Source organism: Brotocaccenecus cirricatena, from assembly GCF_020687045.1.
Taxonomy (GTDB): Bacteria; Bacillota; Clostridia; order Oscillospirales; family Oscillospiraceae; genus Vescimonas; species Vescimonas cirricatena.
Map to the genome: position 1 here is coordinate 12,128 of NZ_JAJEPW010000040.1, position 15,583 is coordinate 27,710.

General features: G+C 51.4%; 12 protein-coding genes. 6 read left to right on the forward strand and 6 right to left on the reverse strand.

What is annotated here, in order from left to right; all coding sequences use genetic code 11:
- Window position 1: 1 nt before the first annotated feature.
- The 5 genes from LKD37_RS12080 to LKD37_RS12100 all read right to left on the reverse strand — a co-directional run bounded on the left by LKD37_RS12080 (window position 2) and on the right by LKD37_RS12100 (window position 5,050).
- A complete protein-coding gene (locus LKD37_RS12080) occupies window positions 2-1,042 on the reverse strand; it encodes an FtsX-like permease family protein (RefSeq protein WP_302929447.1) in 1,041 nt (346 codons plus the stop codon).
- A 104-nt stretch (window positions 1,043-1,146) separates the two neighbouring features.
- Window positions 1,147-2,919: an ABC transporter permease family protein gene (locus LKD37_RS12085; RefSeq protein WP_302929448.1), complete on the reverse strand. Its 1,773-nt coding sequence runs from the start codon at window positions 2,917-2,919 to the stop codon at window positions 1,147-1,149.
- 283 nt (window positions 2,920-3,202) lie between these two features.
- On the reverse strand, window positions 3,203-3,634 hold the full coding sequence (locus LKD37_RS12090) for a hypothetical protein (protein ID WP_302929449.1): 432 nt from the start codon (window positions 3,632-3,634) through the stop codon (window positions 3,203-3,205).
- Window positions 3,635-3,818: 184 nt separating this feature from the next.
- The gene (locus LKD37_RS12095; RefSeq protein ID WP_302929450.1) at window positions 3,819-4,484 is read right to left on the reverse strand and encodes a DUF4367 domain-containing protein; all 666 of its coding nucleotides are present in this window, start codon (window positions 4,482-4,484) and stop codon (window positions 3,819-3,821) included.
- A complete protein-coding gene (locus LKD37_RS12100; RefSeq protein ID WP_302929451.1) occupies window positions 4,481-5,050 on the reverse strand; it encodes an RNA polymerase sigma factor in 570 nt (189 codons plus the stop codon). Before LKD37_RS12100 ends, LKD37_RS12095 begins: the two co-directional genes overlap by 4 nt.
- A gap of 870 nt (window positions 5,051-5,920) precedes the next feature.
- Here LKD37_RS12100 and LKD37_RS12105 point away from each other — a divergent pair.
- From LKD37_RS12105 to LKD37_RS12120, 4 genes are all read left to right on the forward strand, one after another.
- Entirely contained in the window at window positions 5,921-7,534 is a 1,614-nt protein-coding gene (locus tag LKD37_RS12105) for an ABC transporter ATP-binding protein (protein WP_302929452.1), read from the forward strand.
- A gap of 22 nt (window positions 7,535-7,556) precedes the next feature.
- A complete protein-coding gene (locus LKD37_RS12110; RefSeq protein ID WP_302929453.1) occupies window positions 7,557-7,976 on the forward strand; it encodes a hypothetical protein in 420 nt (139 codons plus the stop codon).
- Window positions 7,867-9,081 carry a recombinase family protein gene (locus LKD37_RS12115; RefSeq protein WP_302929454.1) on the forward strand — a complete coding sequence of 405 codons (1,215 nt, stop codon included), beginning with the start codon at window positions 7,867-7,869 and terminating at the stop codon, window positions 9,079-9,081. Before LKD37_RS12110 ends, LKD37_RS12115 begins: the two co-directional genes overlap by 110 nt.
- 128 nt (window positions 9,082-9,209) lie before the next feature.
- The gene (locus LKD37_RS12120; protein ID WP_302929455.1) at window positions 9,210-10,979 is read left to right on the forward strand and encodes a recombinase family protein; all 1,770 of its coding nucleotides are present in this window, start codon (window positions 9,210-9,212) and stop codon (window positions 10,977-10,979) included.
- 79 nt (window positions 10,980-11,058) lie between these two features.
- Here LKD37_RS12120 and LKD37_RS12125 read toward each other — a convergent pair whose 3' ends face one another.
- Window positions 11,059-12,510, reverse strand: a complete 1,452-nt coding sequence (locus LKD37_RS12125) for an MATE family efflux transporter (RefSeq protein ID WP_302929456.1) — start codon at window positions 12,508-12,510, stop codon at window positions 11,059-11,061.
- Between the two features lie 267 nt (window positions 12,511-12,777).
- Between LKD37_RS12125 and LKD37_RS12130 the strand changes: the two genes are divergently transcribed.
- Complete coding sequence (locus tag LKD37_RS12130; protein WP_302929457.1) at window positions 12,778-14,052, forward strand: adenylosuccinate synthase; 1,275 nt, start codon at window positions 12,778-12,780, stop codon at window positions 14,050-14,052.
- Window positions 14,053-14,076: 24 nt separating this feature from the next.
- Window positions 14,077-15,495: an adenylosuccinate lyase gene (purB, locus tag LKD37_RS12135; protein WP_302929458.1), complete on the forward strand. Its 1,419-nt coding sequence runs from the start codon at window positions 14,077-14,079 to the stop codon at window positions 15,493-15,495.
- Window positions 15,496-15,583 lie beyond the last annotated feature (88 nt).

Consider the following 15,583-nt stretch of genomic DNA (forward strand, 5'->3'; position numbering starts at 1 on the left):
TCTATTCCTCCGTTTTCATAAGCATCATTACATTTATCCGCGTGATACGAGAGATGGACATTGAGGTTCCAATCATAAATGCGGAGACTGCACCGGCTCCGTACAGCAGCATTTGGGGTGAAAGCGTTCCGGTGATTGCAATTCCGGTGACAGTTCCGAAAGCTGCTCCCACAATTGCGAGCGTAAAATACTCGCAGAACGTCAAGCGGAAAATTCTCCCGCGCGTCATACCGAGGCAGCGCATCACGGCATATTCCCGCAGCCGACTTTGGGTGGAAAGATACGCGGCGAAGAAGCTTACAGCCCCTTCTATAAACAAAAGCACCGGGACCAGCAAATGCAGCGTTCTAATGTTTCCGCGTATTTCCTCCAATGTCTTGCGGAGAATATCGTCATTTATCCTAACGGCAAATGCAGGCCGGATACCCGATTGATCGACGGTGTCCAGATCCGCAAATACCTCATAGAGTGCCGCCTTTGCCTCATCAAGGTGGCGTGCATCCTTGATGTCGAAGGAGCAGGCGTCAGCTGTAACCATATAGCTTTGTCCGTCATGGAAGTCCATGGCATGGAACGGACAGTAAATGTTGTTTGCCGGCCCTGTATGTGTACCTATGACCCGCAGATTCACGGAAAAGTTACCGTTGTCGATTTCTATGTATTCGCCATCTCCGGCAAGCTGCCATGGGATTACGCACACCTTCGAATCGCCGGAAAACACGGAAGCATCCCACCCGTCGAACAGTGTTATGCTTCCACCGCCAGCCGCAGTCAGGGCGTAATCGGAGTCAGGGGTCAGGAGGCAGACCATCGTGTATCTTTTCGGATTGATCAGCTTGATGCTGGCCTTTGCCCGCACGTTTTCGACATATTCGTCCTGATAGTAACCTCTCTCGTGTCTAAGCCCGCACAGCAAATCTACGAAACCTGTAGCCATATGCAGGTTGTCCTGATTCAGCCCGTATGCGTCCGTCACCACGCAGGGTATAAGCGTGGTGTCGATTGTTTTCTCCAGCGCAGCTTCCTGCCGTGCCGCCAGCATACAGAGTACCATAGCTGCTCCAGTTTCAAGCAATGCTATAAGTATTAGAAGGATTGTTCAGCGTTTTCGCCGCATCATTGCGGAGATTATCGCTTGCCACATACTCATCTTTGCCTTCTCCTGTTCTTTCCAGTTTGCATAAGGGGTATATTTGAAAGCAGTTTTGCACACAGCAATGACGATGAAGCAAGCAGTAGAAACGCCGCAGCAGCAGAGCCAATGATTACAAGCGGATCGGGGGCAAGGGCGCGTGCAAGTGCTTTTTCCGTGATTATTGAGAACAGTACAGCAGAAAGACCAGCGCCAAGAATGACGGCCAATGCATCGATCATAAGGAAAGCGCCCAACGCTTGTCTGGTCACGACTTTGCGGTCGATGCCGAGTATACGCATGGTCTTAGCCGATGGTGCAAAGCGCCGCATCGTGAGGAAATGTGCAAGAGCAGATGCAACGATCAATGCAGCAACGCCAGTCCAAAGGAGCTGCCGTCCGTTTTGAAGCACAGCGTCCAAGCTGATCTCGGCAGCACGGAAGCTCTGATCGAAACACAGATAAGCATCTTTCTGTCCTGCTCGATCCATATATGCAAGGAACTGTTCTTTTGTCCCGTTTTTCAAAATCAATGAGGTCATCAACCGGTTAACCGGAATGCTTCCAAAGCTTTCATTTCCGGGGACGGATTTTTTTGGCACAAGAATCGTATCTGCACAAATCAACTGTTCGCCAAGGGAAAACTCCGGCGCGGAATAGATGCCTACGATCTCGTATTCACCCGTCACATTCATACGATCTTCAGGCAGGCATGGTCCGCGCGGTATGGCATCACCTGCATAGAATCCGGTATCGTAGAGGTCCAGTGTAAGCTTATCCCCGAGCTGATAATCATTGTATTGCGCGTATGCTGCACTGACCATGCAGACATTGCTTCCTTCGGCATAGTCTGTTGCATCGAAGAAGCGTCCCTCTATCAGACCCGCTATTCCTGTGTTGAAAACATACATACTCTGTACATTATCTGAAAGAATCACCGTTGCACTGCTCTGGTTGACATGACACAGCGGTATGATTTCCTCACGCCATACTTGCCCTTCGTTGCCTGCGAGAAATTCCTCCCAAGAACCGCTGTATTCTGCCCAGCGTGGAAGCATTTCTTCATTCGGATAGTAATATGGTGTTCCATCATCCATATAATCGCGCTTTACTTGCAGCGCATCGTCATAAATCCTTTCGAAATCAGGACTTGTGACTACTGTCCCGGTGAGATGCAAAAATTTTCTTGTCTCATCAAGGAGGTAGAAATATCGTCCGGAATCCAGAATTCTTCCTGTAATAACCGATGTCGGAGTTTTAATGGTGTCGACAGGATAATCATGATAGAATCCATAGATCAGATAGGTCCTCCCTTGCTGAAACGGGATTTCCCCATTGGGGGTAAACAGCGTTCCGTATATGCGCATTGTTGCCGGAGCCGGGACGGTTGCTTTAACTTGATGCGCCTCGACGCCGTGCTCATGTGCATTGACCAGTGCGGTATTATCATAAATGTCAGGGTAGCCGTCCGCGAGTGAAATGACATCGATAATTTCTGTTTCAACCAAATAATAAGCCGTGGAGATAGGATCAATTAGGGTAGCATCTTTATCCGTGCTTGGCATCTCACTTTTTACACATTTGACCGCAAAAATGGCCATATTGTAGCATGGATTGTCAAAATAAGCGTTATAATCCATCACGTTCCTATACCCGGACGAAATAGCCTTACTTCCCATGACCTCTGCGCCGAGGATATATCTATAATCTACATCCTCCACAAAACCACTTTTCATTGCTGTCTCGTGTGCCAAATAGTACGGAATACTCGGTTCATCCTTTGCCATGCCGTTTTCCCTCTCCTCCCATGTATACTGCCTTCTATCGGGGGGAACAGCAATGGTAACGTATTCGTTACTGATCTCCACACTCTGCCTATGGGCACTCGCCAACATGGCCGCTCCAATCACGTTTAGAGAGACTGCAAACAATAGCAGCAGCGAGAGCGTGATGGGAAACAAGGGCCTCTTTTTATACAAAACAAGGAAAGATTTCATATTTATCTTCACTCTGTAGAAGTTCCTTTGTGTGGCGCCAGCGGAATTTGACGCCACACAATATGATTAACAGTTAAACAGGAAGAACGGTGCAACCTCCCGTATGAGGTCCAGCGGGGCATCTCATTTGCCTAATTGTTTCATTACCTCCGCACGGGCGGCAATAATAGTGGTGCGTTTGCCATGTCCCATTGCATTCGGCTGCATAGATACTTGGCGTAGCGTGCGCCTCAAGAGCCCCATAAGTATACAACGATGCAGTCTGATTGCAGCTTGTGCATATGCCGCTGTGTTTATATTGCATTTTGTGCCCATTACTGCCAACGGATACATAGCCGTCAGGATTGGTTTCATAGACAATAATCTCCGGATGACTGCATCCTCTTGTCTGCTCTGCCTGTGTGTGTTCTTCTGCGTGCAAATCGCTTTCTAAAGCAAATGCCTGCATGGGAACCGTTAAAAGGCATAGCACCACAACAAGGAAAAGGGAAACGAACTTTTTCATGTCAATAACCTCCTTATGATTCGATTTCGTTGCTTTGTCGCAGGACAAATCTGCGACCCCCACTGAGGAAATCCCTCTGGTGCTTATACAACGCATCAGCTGCGGAAACAGGTTACAGCCTTTTGTAAAAAAATGACGGGGCCGCTGCAAACAAATCGGCAGCGGCCCCGCATGGCCTGCGAGGTTATGGATGTTGAACGGAGTTCACCAGGCGGAGCACTCGCTCCCGATCCAGGCTTCCGTATACGGTGAGATCGAATGCGTACTCATCCTGCTGCCACAGGGCAACCATGCAGCCATCGGCTTCATAGAGGGTCACGGTGACGCCGGACAGGTCGATTTCGGTAAGCGTTCCGTGCTGGGTATCTATGTCAATCCAATAATCCGCTCCTACGCTCTGTGACAGTATAATCTCCTCTCCATCCTCATTTCGGTACACCACAGTGAAGCTCGCATCATTATCCACGGTATAGACCGCCTCAAATCCATCGGGCAGTTCCGTCAGAGTATAACGCTCCGCGATTCGGTCAGCTCCGGCGTTTCCGGTAAAAAAGCGAACGCAGTTCTCATAGGTCTCCTTGAAGAAGGTCGCCACAGGCTCCCGAATGGCCGGAATGCTGCAAGCAGTCAGGGCAATTAGCATCATGGCAATACCCGCTGCCGCAGCCCGCTTGGAGGCCGTGCTTGTCATACGCCAGAGCCAGCTTTTCTCAGCCTTGGTAAGCCGATTCATCCTGCGGGTAAAGCGAGGCGAGAACGTGTAGGTGATATCGCCATCGCTTTGCGGTATACCTGCAAATTCTCGGGAGGCGGCCTCCCGAAGGGCTGTTTTTAACAAGTTATCGGTCATATCTTTTCCTCCTCCAATAGCTGCTTTTGCAAAAGCTTTTTTCCGCGAACCAGCCGCTGCTTTGCTGTTGCTGTCTTACAATTTAGCAGGCTTGCCGTCTCCGGTATGGACAGCTCCAGCACGAAGTGGGCATACAGGGCGTCCCTGTAGATGTCATCCAGTGACGCAATGACCTGAAGGATGCGGTCATATGCCATGCCGTTGCTGATCATGTCCACAATCTGGTCATCTGACAGCTCCACTATGCTTTTCAGTGCATCCTCCCGTTCCGCATTCATGACAGTCCGCTGACGCTGCTGCTTGCGTAAATGATCGATAGCCTGATGCTTAGTTGCCTTCAACAGATAGCTTCTTACATCCGCCGCCTCCTGGATGCTGCCAATTTTCTGCATTTGACTTTTTGCAATCTTCAGAAAAACATCGTGGACGGCGTCCTCGGCATCGGAATCGTTGCTCAACACGGCGCGGGCAACAAGGAACATCTGCTTCCGGTAGGTGATGTATATTTCCTCAAATAGACGGCGGTGTATTTCGTCGTCTATAAAGCTCATGTATAGAACCAGCATATATTCTCCTTCCTCTCAAGGAACCCTCAAGCATATAACGATGGGAAAAGGCAAATAGGTTACATCAAAGGTCAATTATTTTATTGGCAATGGTCATACATCTGAGCCACCGCTCCTTTTGATTGGAAAGGTATATCCGCCCCTTTCCGGTTATATGATAGACTTTTCGATCCCTTTCACATTTATGGGAACATGGCCTGCGGCAATATAACCGTTGTTTTCCAGCGTTTGCAGCAACGGATACAGCGTTCTGGTTTCATCTCGATTTCAACGTTGGTAGCATCAATGAGCTTTTAATGATTTGAAACCCATACATTTTCTCCTTGCTCAAAAGATGAAGAACAAGGAAGTCAAAGCGTCTGCTCATAGCAGCTCCTTTCCTGCGCAGTGTAGATTTTCTGCTGTGGAAATTATAGCATATATCCTGTAGTTTTCAATTGTTGCAAACCTTTTTTGAAAAAGCTGTAACCTGTTTCAGGTTTCGAATCGTTGTATAGTTATACATATGATATAAAGGGGTTGTAGTATCCGATTAAATTCGAAGATAGTTAGAAATAATAGTTAAGGAGGTACAAAAGTGAATTTTGGTTTAATTAAGCAGATTAAGCTTCCGTTGGCTGTTAGCGCATCGGGAGTGGCGTCATTAGCCAATAATAATAACAATCACAACTACAATAAAAATTAGTGGTTTTAGGTCGAGGATGAATGCTTTATATCTTCTGTTTGTTGAAGAAACAAAGCATTTGAATGGAAATGGGAGACTACAACCTCTTATTAGTATTCAGAATAAGAAAGTGATGGTATAAAGCTATGAAGCTCAAGAGGATTCTTCTGTTGTTGAGAAAGTGCTACCCAAACATCAGACCATTTATGAGGCAAAACATTGCATTTATCCTTTTAACAGAGTGTGTGGTAGCACTAACGCTTATAGTGCCGTTAATTATTCGATTTTTAATAGATGATGTTTTAGGCGCAAATCAGTGGGATAGGTTCACTGAGTTTGCGATTTTCATGGGGCTCGCCATTATTATATCAAGGATGTTAAGCATTGCAACTAATATTCTGTATAATCGTTTTTCTGCAAATATTGAAGCTAAAGCACGAGACTCCCTCTTTTCTTGCATAATAAAAAAAGATCTGGAGTTCTTTAACTCCACTGGTGACGGAGAAATAGTTGATAGACTAATGCGATCTCCAGAGCAGCTTCATACAATTCCATCTATCTATTTAGAAAGATTAATTTCCTCTGGTGGAACGATAGTAATTGTTTTTGTGATCTTGTTTACCATCCATCCTGTCATGGCGCTTTTCTCGCTTATTGCTGTTCCGGCCTTCATTATTATCTATATGAAAACAAGGGAACGCTTTTTCACTCAGGTTCAAAAGGCTCGTGAAGAAAGCGGAAAACTCACTGATTTTTATATGAGTACAATTCGAAGCATTAAACAGGTGAAAAACATCTGTTCAGAGGACTATGAAAAAGAAGCAGGAGAAAAAAGGAACAAGGTAATTAAGAGATTGAGCTTAAAATATGCTATTACTGGAGCTTTTGTAACGAATGGGGTACAGATTGTCACCCAGTTCAACCAGCTTGGTGTCCTTATTTATGGAGCACAGCTAATTCAACGTGGGCAAATGACTATTGGAGCATTGGTTGCATACTACTCGTATCTTGAATTATTATATCAACCGTTTATTAGCATCATTCAAACGCTTAATGATATGAATGAATCACTAGTTGGAATTGAACGATACATAGAGTACTATAACAACGACAATGAAGAGTATGTTGGCGAAAATGGTGTTGCTTCTATTTGTTCCCCCAGCATTACGTTTTCAAACGTTAGTTTTTCATACGGAACTCATGATGTCCTAAAAAACGTTAACATCCAAATAGACGCTCATGAAAAAGTACTGTTAGTAGGAAAAAGCGGCATCGGAAAATCAACCATCGTTTCACTAATCAAGCGGTTTTTTCCATGCTCCAGCGGAAGCATAGAGATCGGGGGTGTGAATGTTAATCAGTATAATTTGAAAGCATTAAGAAAAAGCATAGCTTATATTACCCAAGAGGATCTATTTTTCCCAGCAAGTATTCGAGAGAATTTTATTAGAATCGATCCGGATATTCCGGACTATAAAATCGAAGAAATACTCAAAAAAGTTGAGCTTTATGATGATATTTTTAGTCCCGGGAAAAACGGTTTAGATACATCACTTAAAAAGAATGCAGTTACGTTTTCTGGCGGTCAACGACGACGTCTAAGTTTAGCAATGATATTTGCTTGTGCAGCTCCTATTGTTATTCTTGACGAGCCTTTTGTGGGGATAGACAAAAGAACTCAAGAAAGACTTTGGGTAAACATAAAAGAAGAATTGAGGAACAAAACGGTTATTATCATTGAACACAATTTTTCTGACACCCAGTATTTTCAAAAAGTTTTTGTAATAACTGGGTACGGTAAAGTGGAGAGGACTAAATAGAAAAACAGGAGGTTCCGTTATTATGAAAACTAAACTTGTGTTTCCAGGGTTCTGGACTTGTAGCGCTCCATATTTGAGCCTACCATCCTTGACTGCTTTCCTGAGAATGCACGGAAAAGATGTTGAACAGATCGATTTAAATTTAGAGTTTACAGATCGAATCCTTTCGAAGGATTTCCTTGACTATTGCCTTCATAAGTATGAAGACATTGTCGAAATAGATGACCAGCAGGTCGTTCCTTATCTGGACGCTATTGGAAAATATGTTTGTGAAAATATCGAAGAACAAAAGAACATAATGCGGAGCAATGAGGCACTTGACATCTTAGTTTATGAAAAGTGTTGTTATTTTATCGCTATGGCTTTCTCAATTATTAACGCCGCTTTCCCTGGTGAAGCGGTTGATCACTACACTTATGATTCTACATATGAAGCAGGGTAAATTTGTGGGCGGCTACGCGCCCTACGGGTATGTACTGCATCCGACGATTCGAAACAAGCTTGCCATCGACCCGGAAGCGGCGGAAGTAGTCAGAAAGATATTTCTGCTTGCCATAGACGGAAACACGCCCACGGAGATAGCGATACGGCTCAATGACGAGGGAATCCCTACGCCCGGGCAGTATTTCATAGAGCGCCATCCCGATACAAAGAAATACCGGCGCTCTTCCAACAAACTTAACTGGTCTCATGCCATGGTATATCGGACACTGACCAAGTTGGTTTATATCGGCTGCGCTGTAGGTCATGAACGCAGGACTGTTGCTCCGCTTTCCCGCAAAACGGTAAAGCAGGATATTGAAAAGCAATTCATCGTGGAGAACATGCACGAAGCCATTGTAAGCCGTGAGGAATATGATCTTGCTCAGGCTGTAATCAGGAAAACAGGTCGTTCACCGGCAAAGGCGTCATACTACCCGCTGCGGTCCCTTGTCCGCTGCGGTAACTGCGGAAGGTGCATGGCTTTTCTGAAAAGCGGGAAGGGCTTTTACTGTACTTACGGCAGAATCGACAGGAACAGCGCATGTCCCACGGAAGTCATTCATTTGGCGGCAGATATCGAGCAGCGCATTTACGACGCCATTATGCTTTTCCTAAAGGCTGCTGACGAAAAGGGCAATCTGTCTGATAAGTTCCTGAAAAAGAAGAAGTCGGAGATACAGAAGAACATGGATATGCTGACGGATTTCCAAAAGCAATGCGACAAACTGAAAAAACAGAAGCTGAAAAGCTATGAGGAGTATTCCGGCGGCGTGATGACAAAGCAAGCTTATCTTGATGATAAGCGCATTATAGACGAAAAGCTCCGCACCATCGAAATCAGCATTGCCACCGCAAAACAGCGCATTGCAGACCTTGAATCTTTGGAAGAGTCTGAACCGCAGACTTCACAGTTTGATCGGTTCCTTAACGAGCTTAGACTGACCTATGAGATGGCAAACGCTTTTGTGGAAGCTGTTTATATCTACCCTGACGGCACGAATGAAATATGCTGGAAGTTCAAGGACTTCACTGAAGGCAATCTGACAGGCATAAATCAGATGTGATTGCAACCGAGAAATCCCGGGCTTACAACCTGGGATTTTCTCTCGGAAGCGATATATTTTTTAGTCTTTTGATTACACGAGCAGACCTATCCCGTTTTGGCAGAAACTACAAGGAGACCGGCAATTATTTGGAGCGCATTTTTCCTTTTCTGGGCGTGCGCTTCATCGCCGTCAACGATGGATTTGATACCCTCACCGCCCAGCGGGGCACGGACGGTTATCTGGTGCCGCTGAAAAATCTCATCAATGAGGTTTACAGCAAGGATATTTCCAGGAAGTCCGGCTCCGCGCTGGCCGCGAAGCAGAAAAACGGCGATTTCATCGGCGCGTGGGCACCCTACGGCTACCGCAAATGTCCGGACGACCCGCATAAGCTGGAGCCGGACGAGGCAACGGCTCCCGTTGTCCGGCAGATATTCCGTTGGCGTGCCGAGGGCATTGGCGTCACGCAGATCGCAAGGCGGCTCAATGATAGAGACGTTCCTTCCCCGTCTGCCTATCTGTACAATACCGGCGCGTGCAAAACAGAAAAGTACAACGGAGTGATCTGGTACGTTCAGACGGTCAAAAATATTCCGTCCCGGCAGGTGTACATTGGACACATGGTGCAGGGAACAAAACGGCAGTCCTTCTATGAAAACCGGGGACAGTACATGAAGCCCAGAGAGGAATGGATCGTCGTGGAAAATACCCACGAGCCGCTGATCGACCGGGAAACCTTTGACAAGGTTCAGGAACTTGCCCAGCGCAAAAAGACAGAATACCTTGACAATCTCGGCAGGTTCACGCATTTGAAAACCACCGAAAACATCCTCAAGGGGCTGGTAGTCAAGCGCATTTTCAAGCTGTGCATGGAAGGGCGAGGCCCGATGCAGATCGCAAAGCTCTTGCAGGAGGAAAAGGTACTTAACCCTACCGCCTACAAAAAGCGCGAGGGCATCAAGACACCCAGCCCGGAAACCGCCGATCCGTACCATTGGAACACCAACACGGTCGTTCACATTCTGGAACGGCGGGAATACACGGGATGCACCGTCAATTTCAAGACCTACACCTACTCCATCTGGGACAAGAAGCAGAGAGAGACGCCCATTGAAAAACAGGCGGTTTTCTACAACGCCCACCCGGCGATTATTGAGCAGGAGGTCTTTGACAAGGTGCAGGAAATCCGTCAGCAGCGTCACCGCAGGACAAAGACGGGCAAGAGCAGTCTGTTTTCCGGTATGGTCTATTGCGCTGATTGTGGAGCAAAAATGCGCTACTGCACTACCAACTACTTTGAAAAGCGGCAGGATCATTTTGTATGCGCCAACTACCGCAGCAATACGGGAAGCTGTTCGGCACACTTTATCCGGGCGGTTGTTCTGGAAGATTTGGTCTGGATGCACATGAGAACTGTGATTTCCTATGTCAGCCGGTATGAGGATCATTTCCGTGCCGTCATGGAGCAGAAGCCCCGGCTATCCAGTGAAGCCGCGATCCGTGGACACAAGAAGCGGCTGGCACAGGCTGAAAAGCGGTTGGGAGAGCTTGACCGTCTGTTTATCCGCATTTATGAGGATAATGTGGCCGGGAAACTCTCTGATGAACGGTTTGCACTGATGAGCAAGACCTATGAGGACGAGCAGGCGCAGCTTAAAGTGGAAATCCAGACCTTGCAGCAGGAAATTGAAGTACAGGAACGACAGATTGAAAACTTGGAGCAGTTTATCCAGCGGGTACGCAAATATGAGGATTTGGACGAGCTTACCCCGTATGCGCTGCGGGAACTTGTCAAGGCAATCTACATTGAAGCCCCGGACAAGTCCAGCGGCAAGCGGTATCAGGGCATCCGCATTTCCTATGACCTTGTGGGCTTTATCCCCGTGGAAGAACTGCTGAAACAGGAAACGGCGTGACCAAAGTCACGCCGTTCCTACAAAATACGATATTACTTTCTTATGCCCCCCGCCTCTCTGGCCCGGATGTTGTTTTTTTTCAGATGTTCATATACCGGTAATCCCTCCGCAGGATGTTCCGGAAGAAGGGGATGGCCAGAACGATGTCGGCGGCGATCCAGGCCATGGGGTCCGCCGCGCACAGGGCGTAAAACGCCAGAGGATTTGCCTGGGCGCTGACGACGCCTCCGGCCACGGCGGCGGGAAGGGTCAGGCACACGGCGATCCGGGCCACCAGCTCCGCCGCACCGGCCCCCAGCACAAACCGGGACCGGCCAATGCCCTGGACGCAGTTGCGCACCACAAAAATGAAGCCCAGGAACAGGTACATGGCGTAATCCACATACAGGAAGGTGTTGCCGTATCGCACGGTGTCCGCCGTGATCTTGTCGGCGGACAGGAAGATCCGCAGATAGGCGTTGCCCAGGGTCAGCAGCAGGCCGATGCCCACGGCCATCGCCGCCAGCAGCGACACCATCACCAGGGACTGCAGGGCCCCCTTGCGGATGCGGTCGTGGTTTCCGGCTCCCAGGTTCTGGGCGGTGAAGCTGGTCATGGCCGTGCCCAGGGCGTTCATAGGCGTTGCTGTCAGGTTGAACAGCTTGTTGGCCGCACCGAAGCCCATCTGGGCGGAGGAGGACACCATGACGCCATCCAGCATATCAAACTGCACCACCACGCTCTGCATGACGATGATGCCAATGGCCAGCACCGAGAATTGCAGCCCCAGGGGCACGCCCTGCACCACATGGCGGCGGATATCGCCCCGGGTGATCTGCATGTCCTCCCGGTGCAGCCGCAGCTGAGGATACTTGGCAAAGGCGTAGATGAAGCACGCCACCGTGCTGATCAGCTGGGCCGCCACCGTGGCGATGGCCGCCCCGGCCACGCCCCACCGGAACACCATGATGAACAGCAGGTCCAGCCCCACGTTCAGCACCGTGGAAAACAGCAGGAATAGCAGCGGCGTCAGGGAGTCACCCATGCTGCGCAGAAAGGCGCAGATGAAGTTATAAAACAGCTGCGCGCCGATACCGGCGAAGATGATGAAGCAATAGGTATACGCGGCGCGATACACCTCGGCATTGTCCGGGGTCACGTTGATCCACGCCAGCATGGGATTCAGCAGCGCCAGGGCCAGGGCCGTCAGCAGCACCGTCAGCACCGCCGACAGGACGATCTGGGTGGCCAGGGACCGGCGCACCCCCGCCTGGTTCCGGGCCCCCACCTGGCAGGACGTCACCACGCAGAAGCCCGCGCTGACGCCGAAGGCGAACTGCAGAAAGATGAACACCAGCGACGTGGTGTCGTTGACCCCGGCCACCTCCTGGGCCGTCAGGGTCTGGCCCACAATGGCTGCGTCACTGATGGAGTATACCTGCTGCAGCAGATACGACAAAATCACCGGCAGCGAAAAGATCAGGATCGTTTTCCAGCATGTCCCCTTGGTCAGGTCCATGGGCCCGAACAGGGACTTTTTCGTCTTTTCCATATCAAAAACCTCCGATTCAAAGGAACAAATGATTATAGCCCCGCCGCCCCCGGGTCGTCAAGCAGCAGAACCCACAAGAATTTTGTCATTTTCACTGAAAAAACAGACACTTTTATGGTGTATATCCACAATAAATATTAGACATGCTAATATCAGATATGTGAGATTCGTTCTTTACTTCTGACCGTCCATTGGGTATAATAAGGGGCTGTTGGCGGTGGAAACCCGCCAAAAATTCTGTTATAATATAGATGAGGAGACGAAGACATGTCAAATTGCGCGATCGTGGGTATCAACTGGGGCGACGAGGGCAAGGGCCGCATGGTGGACTACCTCACCCAACAATATGATGTGGTGGTGCGCTATCAGGGCGGCGGCAACGCCGGGCACACGGTCATCAACGAAAAGGGCAAGTTCGCCCTGCATCTGCTGCCCTCCGGCATTTTCCGCTCCGGCGTCATGAACATCCTGGGCAACGGCGTGGCCCTGGACTGCGAGAATCTGCTCAAGGAGATCGACACCGTCCGCCAGGGCGGCGTGGACATCACCCCCGAGAACCTGCTGGTCAGCGAACGGGCCAGTCTGCTGCTGCCCTGGCACCGGGAGCTGGACGCCCTGGAAGAGCAGCGCCTGAAGGATAAGAAGTACGGCTCCACCAAGCAGGGCATCGCCCCCTTCTATTCCGACAAGTACCAGAAGAAGACGGTTCTGGCCGGCGAGCTGCTGTACCCCGACCATCTGCGGGCCCATCTCCAGGACCTGCTGGAGTGGAAGAACCTGATCCTCCGGGAGGTCTACGGGGCCAAGGGCTACACCATGGACGAGATGATGGCCTGGGTGGAGCAGTACGGCCAGCGGGTAAAGCCCTATGTGGCCGACACCAGCCGCTATCTCCACCAGGCCCAGGCCGCCGGCAAGTCCATCCTGTTCGAGGGTCAGCTGGGCGCTCTGCGGGACCTGGACTACGGCATCTATCCCTACACCACCTCCTCCAACACCATCGCCTCCTATGCCCCGGTAGGCTCCGGCCTGCCCGGCGCATCTATCGATGAGGTGGTGGGCGTGGTGAAGGCCTATTCCTCTTGCGTGGGCGAGGGTCCCTTTGTCTGCGAGTGGTTCGGCGCCGATGCCGAGAAACTCCGGGATGCCGGTGATGAATACGGCGCCAAGACCGGCCGTCCCCGCCGGGTGGGCCCCATCGACCTGGTGGCCACTCGCTACGGCGTCCGGATGCAGAACGCCACCAACATCGCCCTGACCAAGCTGGATATCCTCAGCTACATGGACCGGATCCCCGTCTGCGCCCATTATGAGATCAACGGCCAGCGCACCGACGAATTCCCCTTCCCGGTGCTGCTGGACCAGGCCAAGCCCGTCACCGAGTACGTCCCCGGCTGGAACTGCGACATCTCCGGAGTCCGCACCTGGGAGGATCTGCCCCAGGCCGCCCGGGACTATGTGGAGTATGTGGAGCAGGCCATCGGCTGCCGCATCGGCTATGTCTCCGTGGGCGCGGAGCGGGACAGCCTGATCGTCCGCTGAAAATCACAGAAACGGAGGACCCTTATGTCCCACGACGTTTATGAATCCCCCCTGGCCGGGCGCTACGCCTCGCCGTATATGCTGCACCTGTTCTCCCCGGATATGCGCTTCCAGACCTGGCGGCGGCTGTGGACGGCCCTGGCCCGGGCCCAGCACCAGCTGGGCCTGCCGGTAACGGAGGAGCAGGTCCGCCAGCTGGAGCAGCACATCACCGATATCGACTATGACACCGCCCGACAGCGGGAGCGGGAGGTCCGCCACGATGTCATGGCCCATGTCTATACCTACGGCAAGGCCGCGCCTCTGGCGGCGGGCATCATCCATCTGGGGGCCACCAGCTGCTATGTCACCGACAACGCCGACCTGATCCTGTACCGGGACGGGCTGGTGTATCTGCGGGGCCAGCTGCTGGCGGTGATGAAGAACCTCTCCGCCTTTGCGGAAAAATACGCCGCCACCCCCACCCTGGGCTATACCCACTATCAACCGGCCCAGCCGGTGACCGTGGGCAAGCGGGCCGCCCTGTGGCTCCAGGACCTGCTGTCGGACCTGGAGGAGCTGGACTTTGTCCTGGGCAGCCTGCGTTTTCTGGGCTGCCGGGGCACCACCGGCACCGAGGCCAGCTTCATGGACCTCTTTGAGGGCGACGAGGCAAAGATCGATGAGATGAACCGCCGCATTGCCGCCGAGTTCGGCTTTGACGCCTGCTTCACCGTCTGCGGCCAGACCTATCCCCGGAAGGTGGACGCCCGGATCCTGAACTGCCTGTCCTCCATAGCCCAGAGCGTCTATCGCATGGCCAACGACATCCGCCTGCTGCAGCACGACCGTCAGCTGGAGGAGCCCTTCGAGGAGCACCAGATCGGCTCCTCCGCCATGGCCTACAAGCGCAATCCCATGCGCTGCGAGCGCATCTGCTCCCTGAGCCGCTATCTCATGGCCGACGCCATGAACGCCCCCATGACCGCCTCCGTCCAGTGGATGGAGCGGACCCTGGACGACTCTGCCAACCGCCGTCTGTCTATGCCCGAGGGCTTTTTGTGCGCCGATGCCATTCTGCGCCTGGCCCAGAACGTTACAGACGGCCTGCGGGTCAACGAAAAGGTGGTGGACAAGACCATCCGGGAGTATATGCCCTTCCTGGCCACGGAGAACCTGATGATGGAGGCCGTCAAGCGCGGCGGAGACCGTCAGCAGCTCCATGAGCGGGTGCGGGTAAACTCCATGGCCGCCACCGCCCGGATGAAGGACGGTGAGCCCTGCGACCTGCTGGACCGTCTGGCGGCGGACCCGGCCTTTGGCATGACCCGCCCGGAGCTGGACCGCCTCATGGACCCCGCCCGCTACATCGGTCGCTGCCCCCAGCAGGTCCGCGCCCTGCTGGACCGCATCGCCCCCCTGCTGAAGGACGCCCGGTCCGCCGACGGCGGCGTCAGCCTGTAAAAAGCAAAACAAAGCCAGGGATACCGCCGTATCCCTGGCTTTTGTGCTGGCCCTATAACACAGAGTGCCCCGGCTTTCGCCGGGGCAC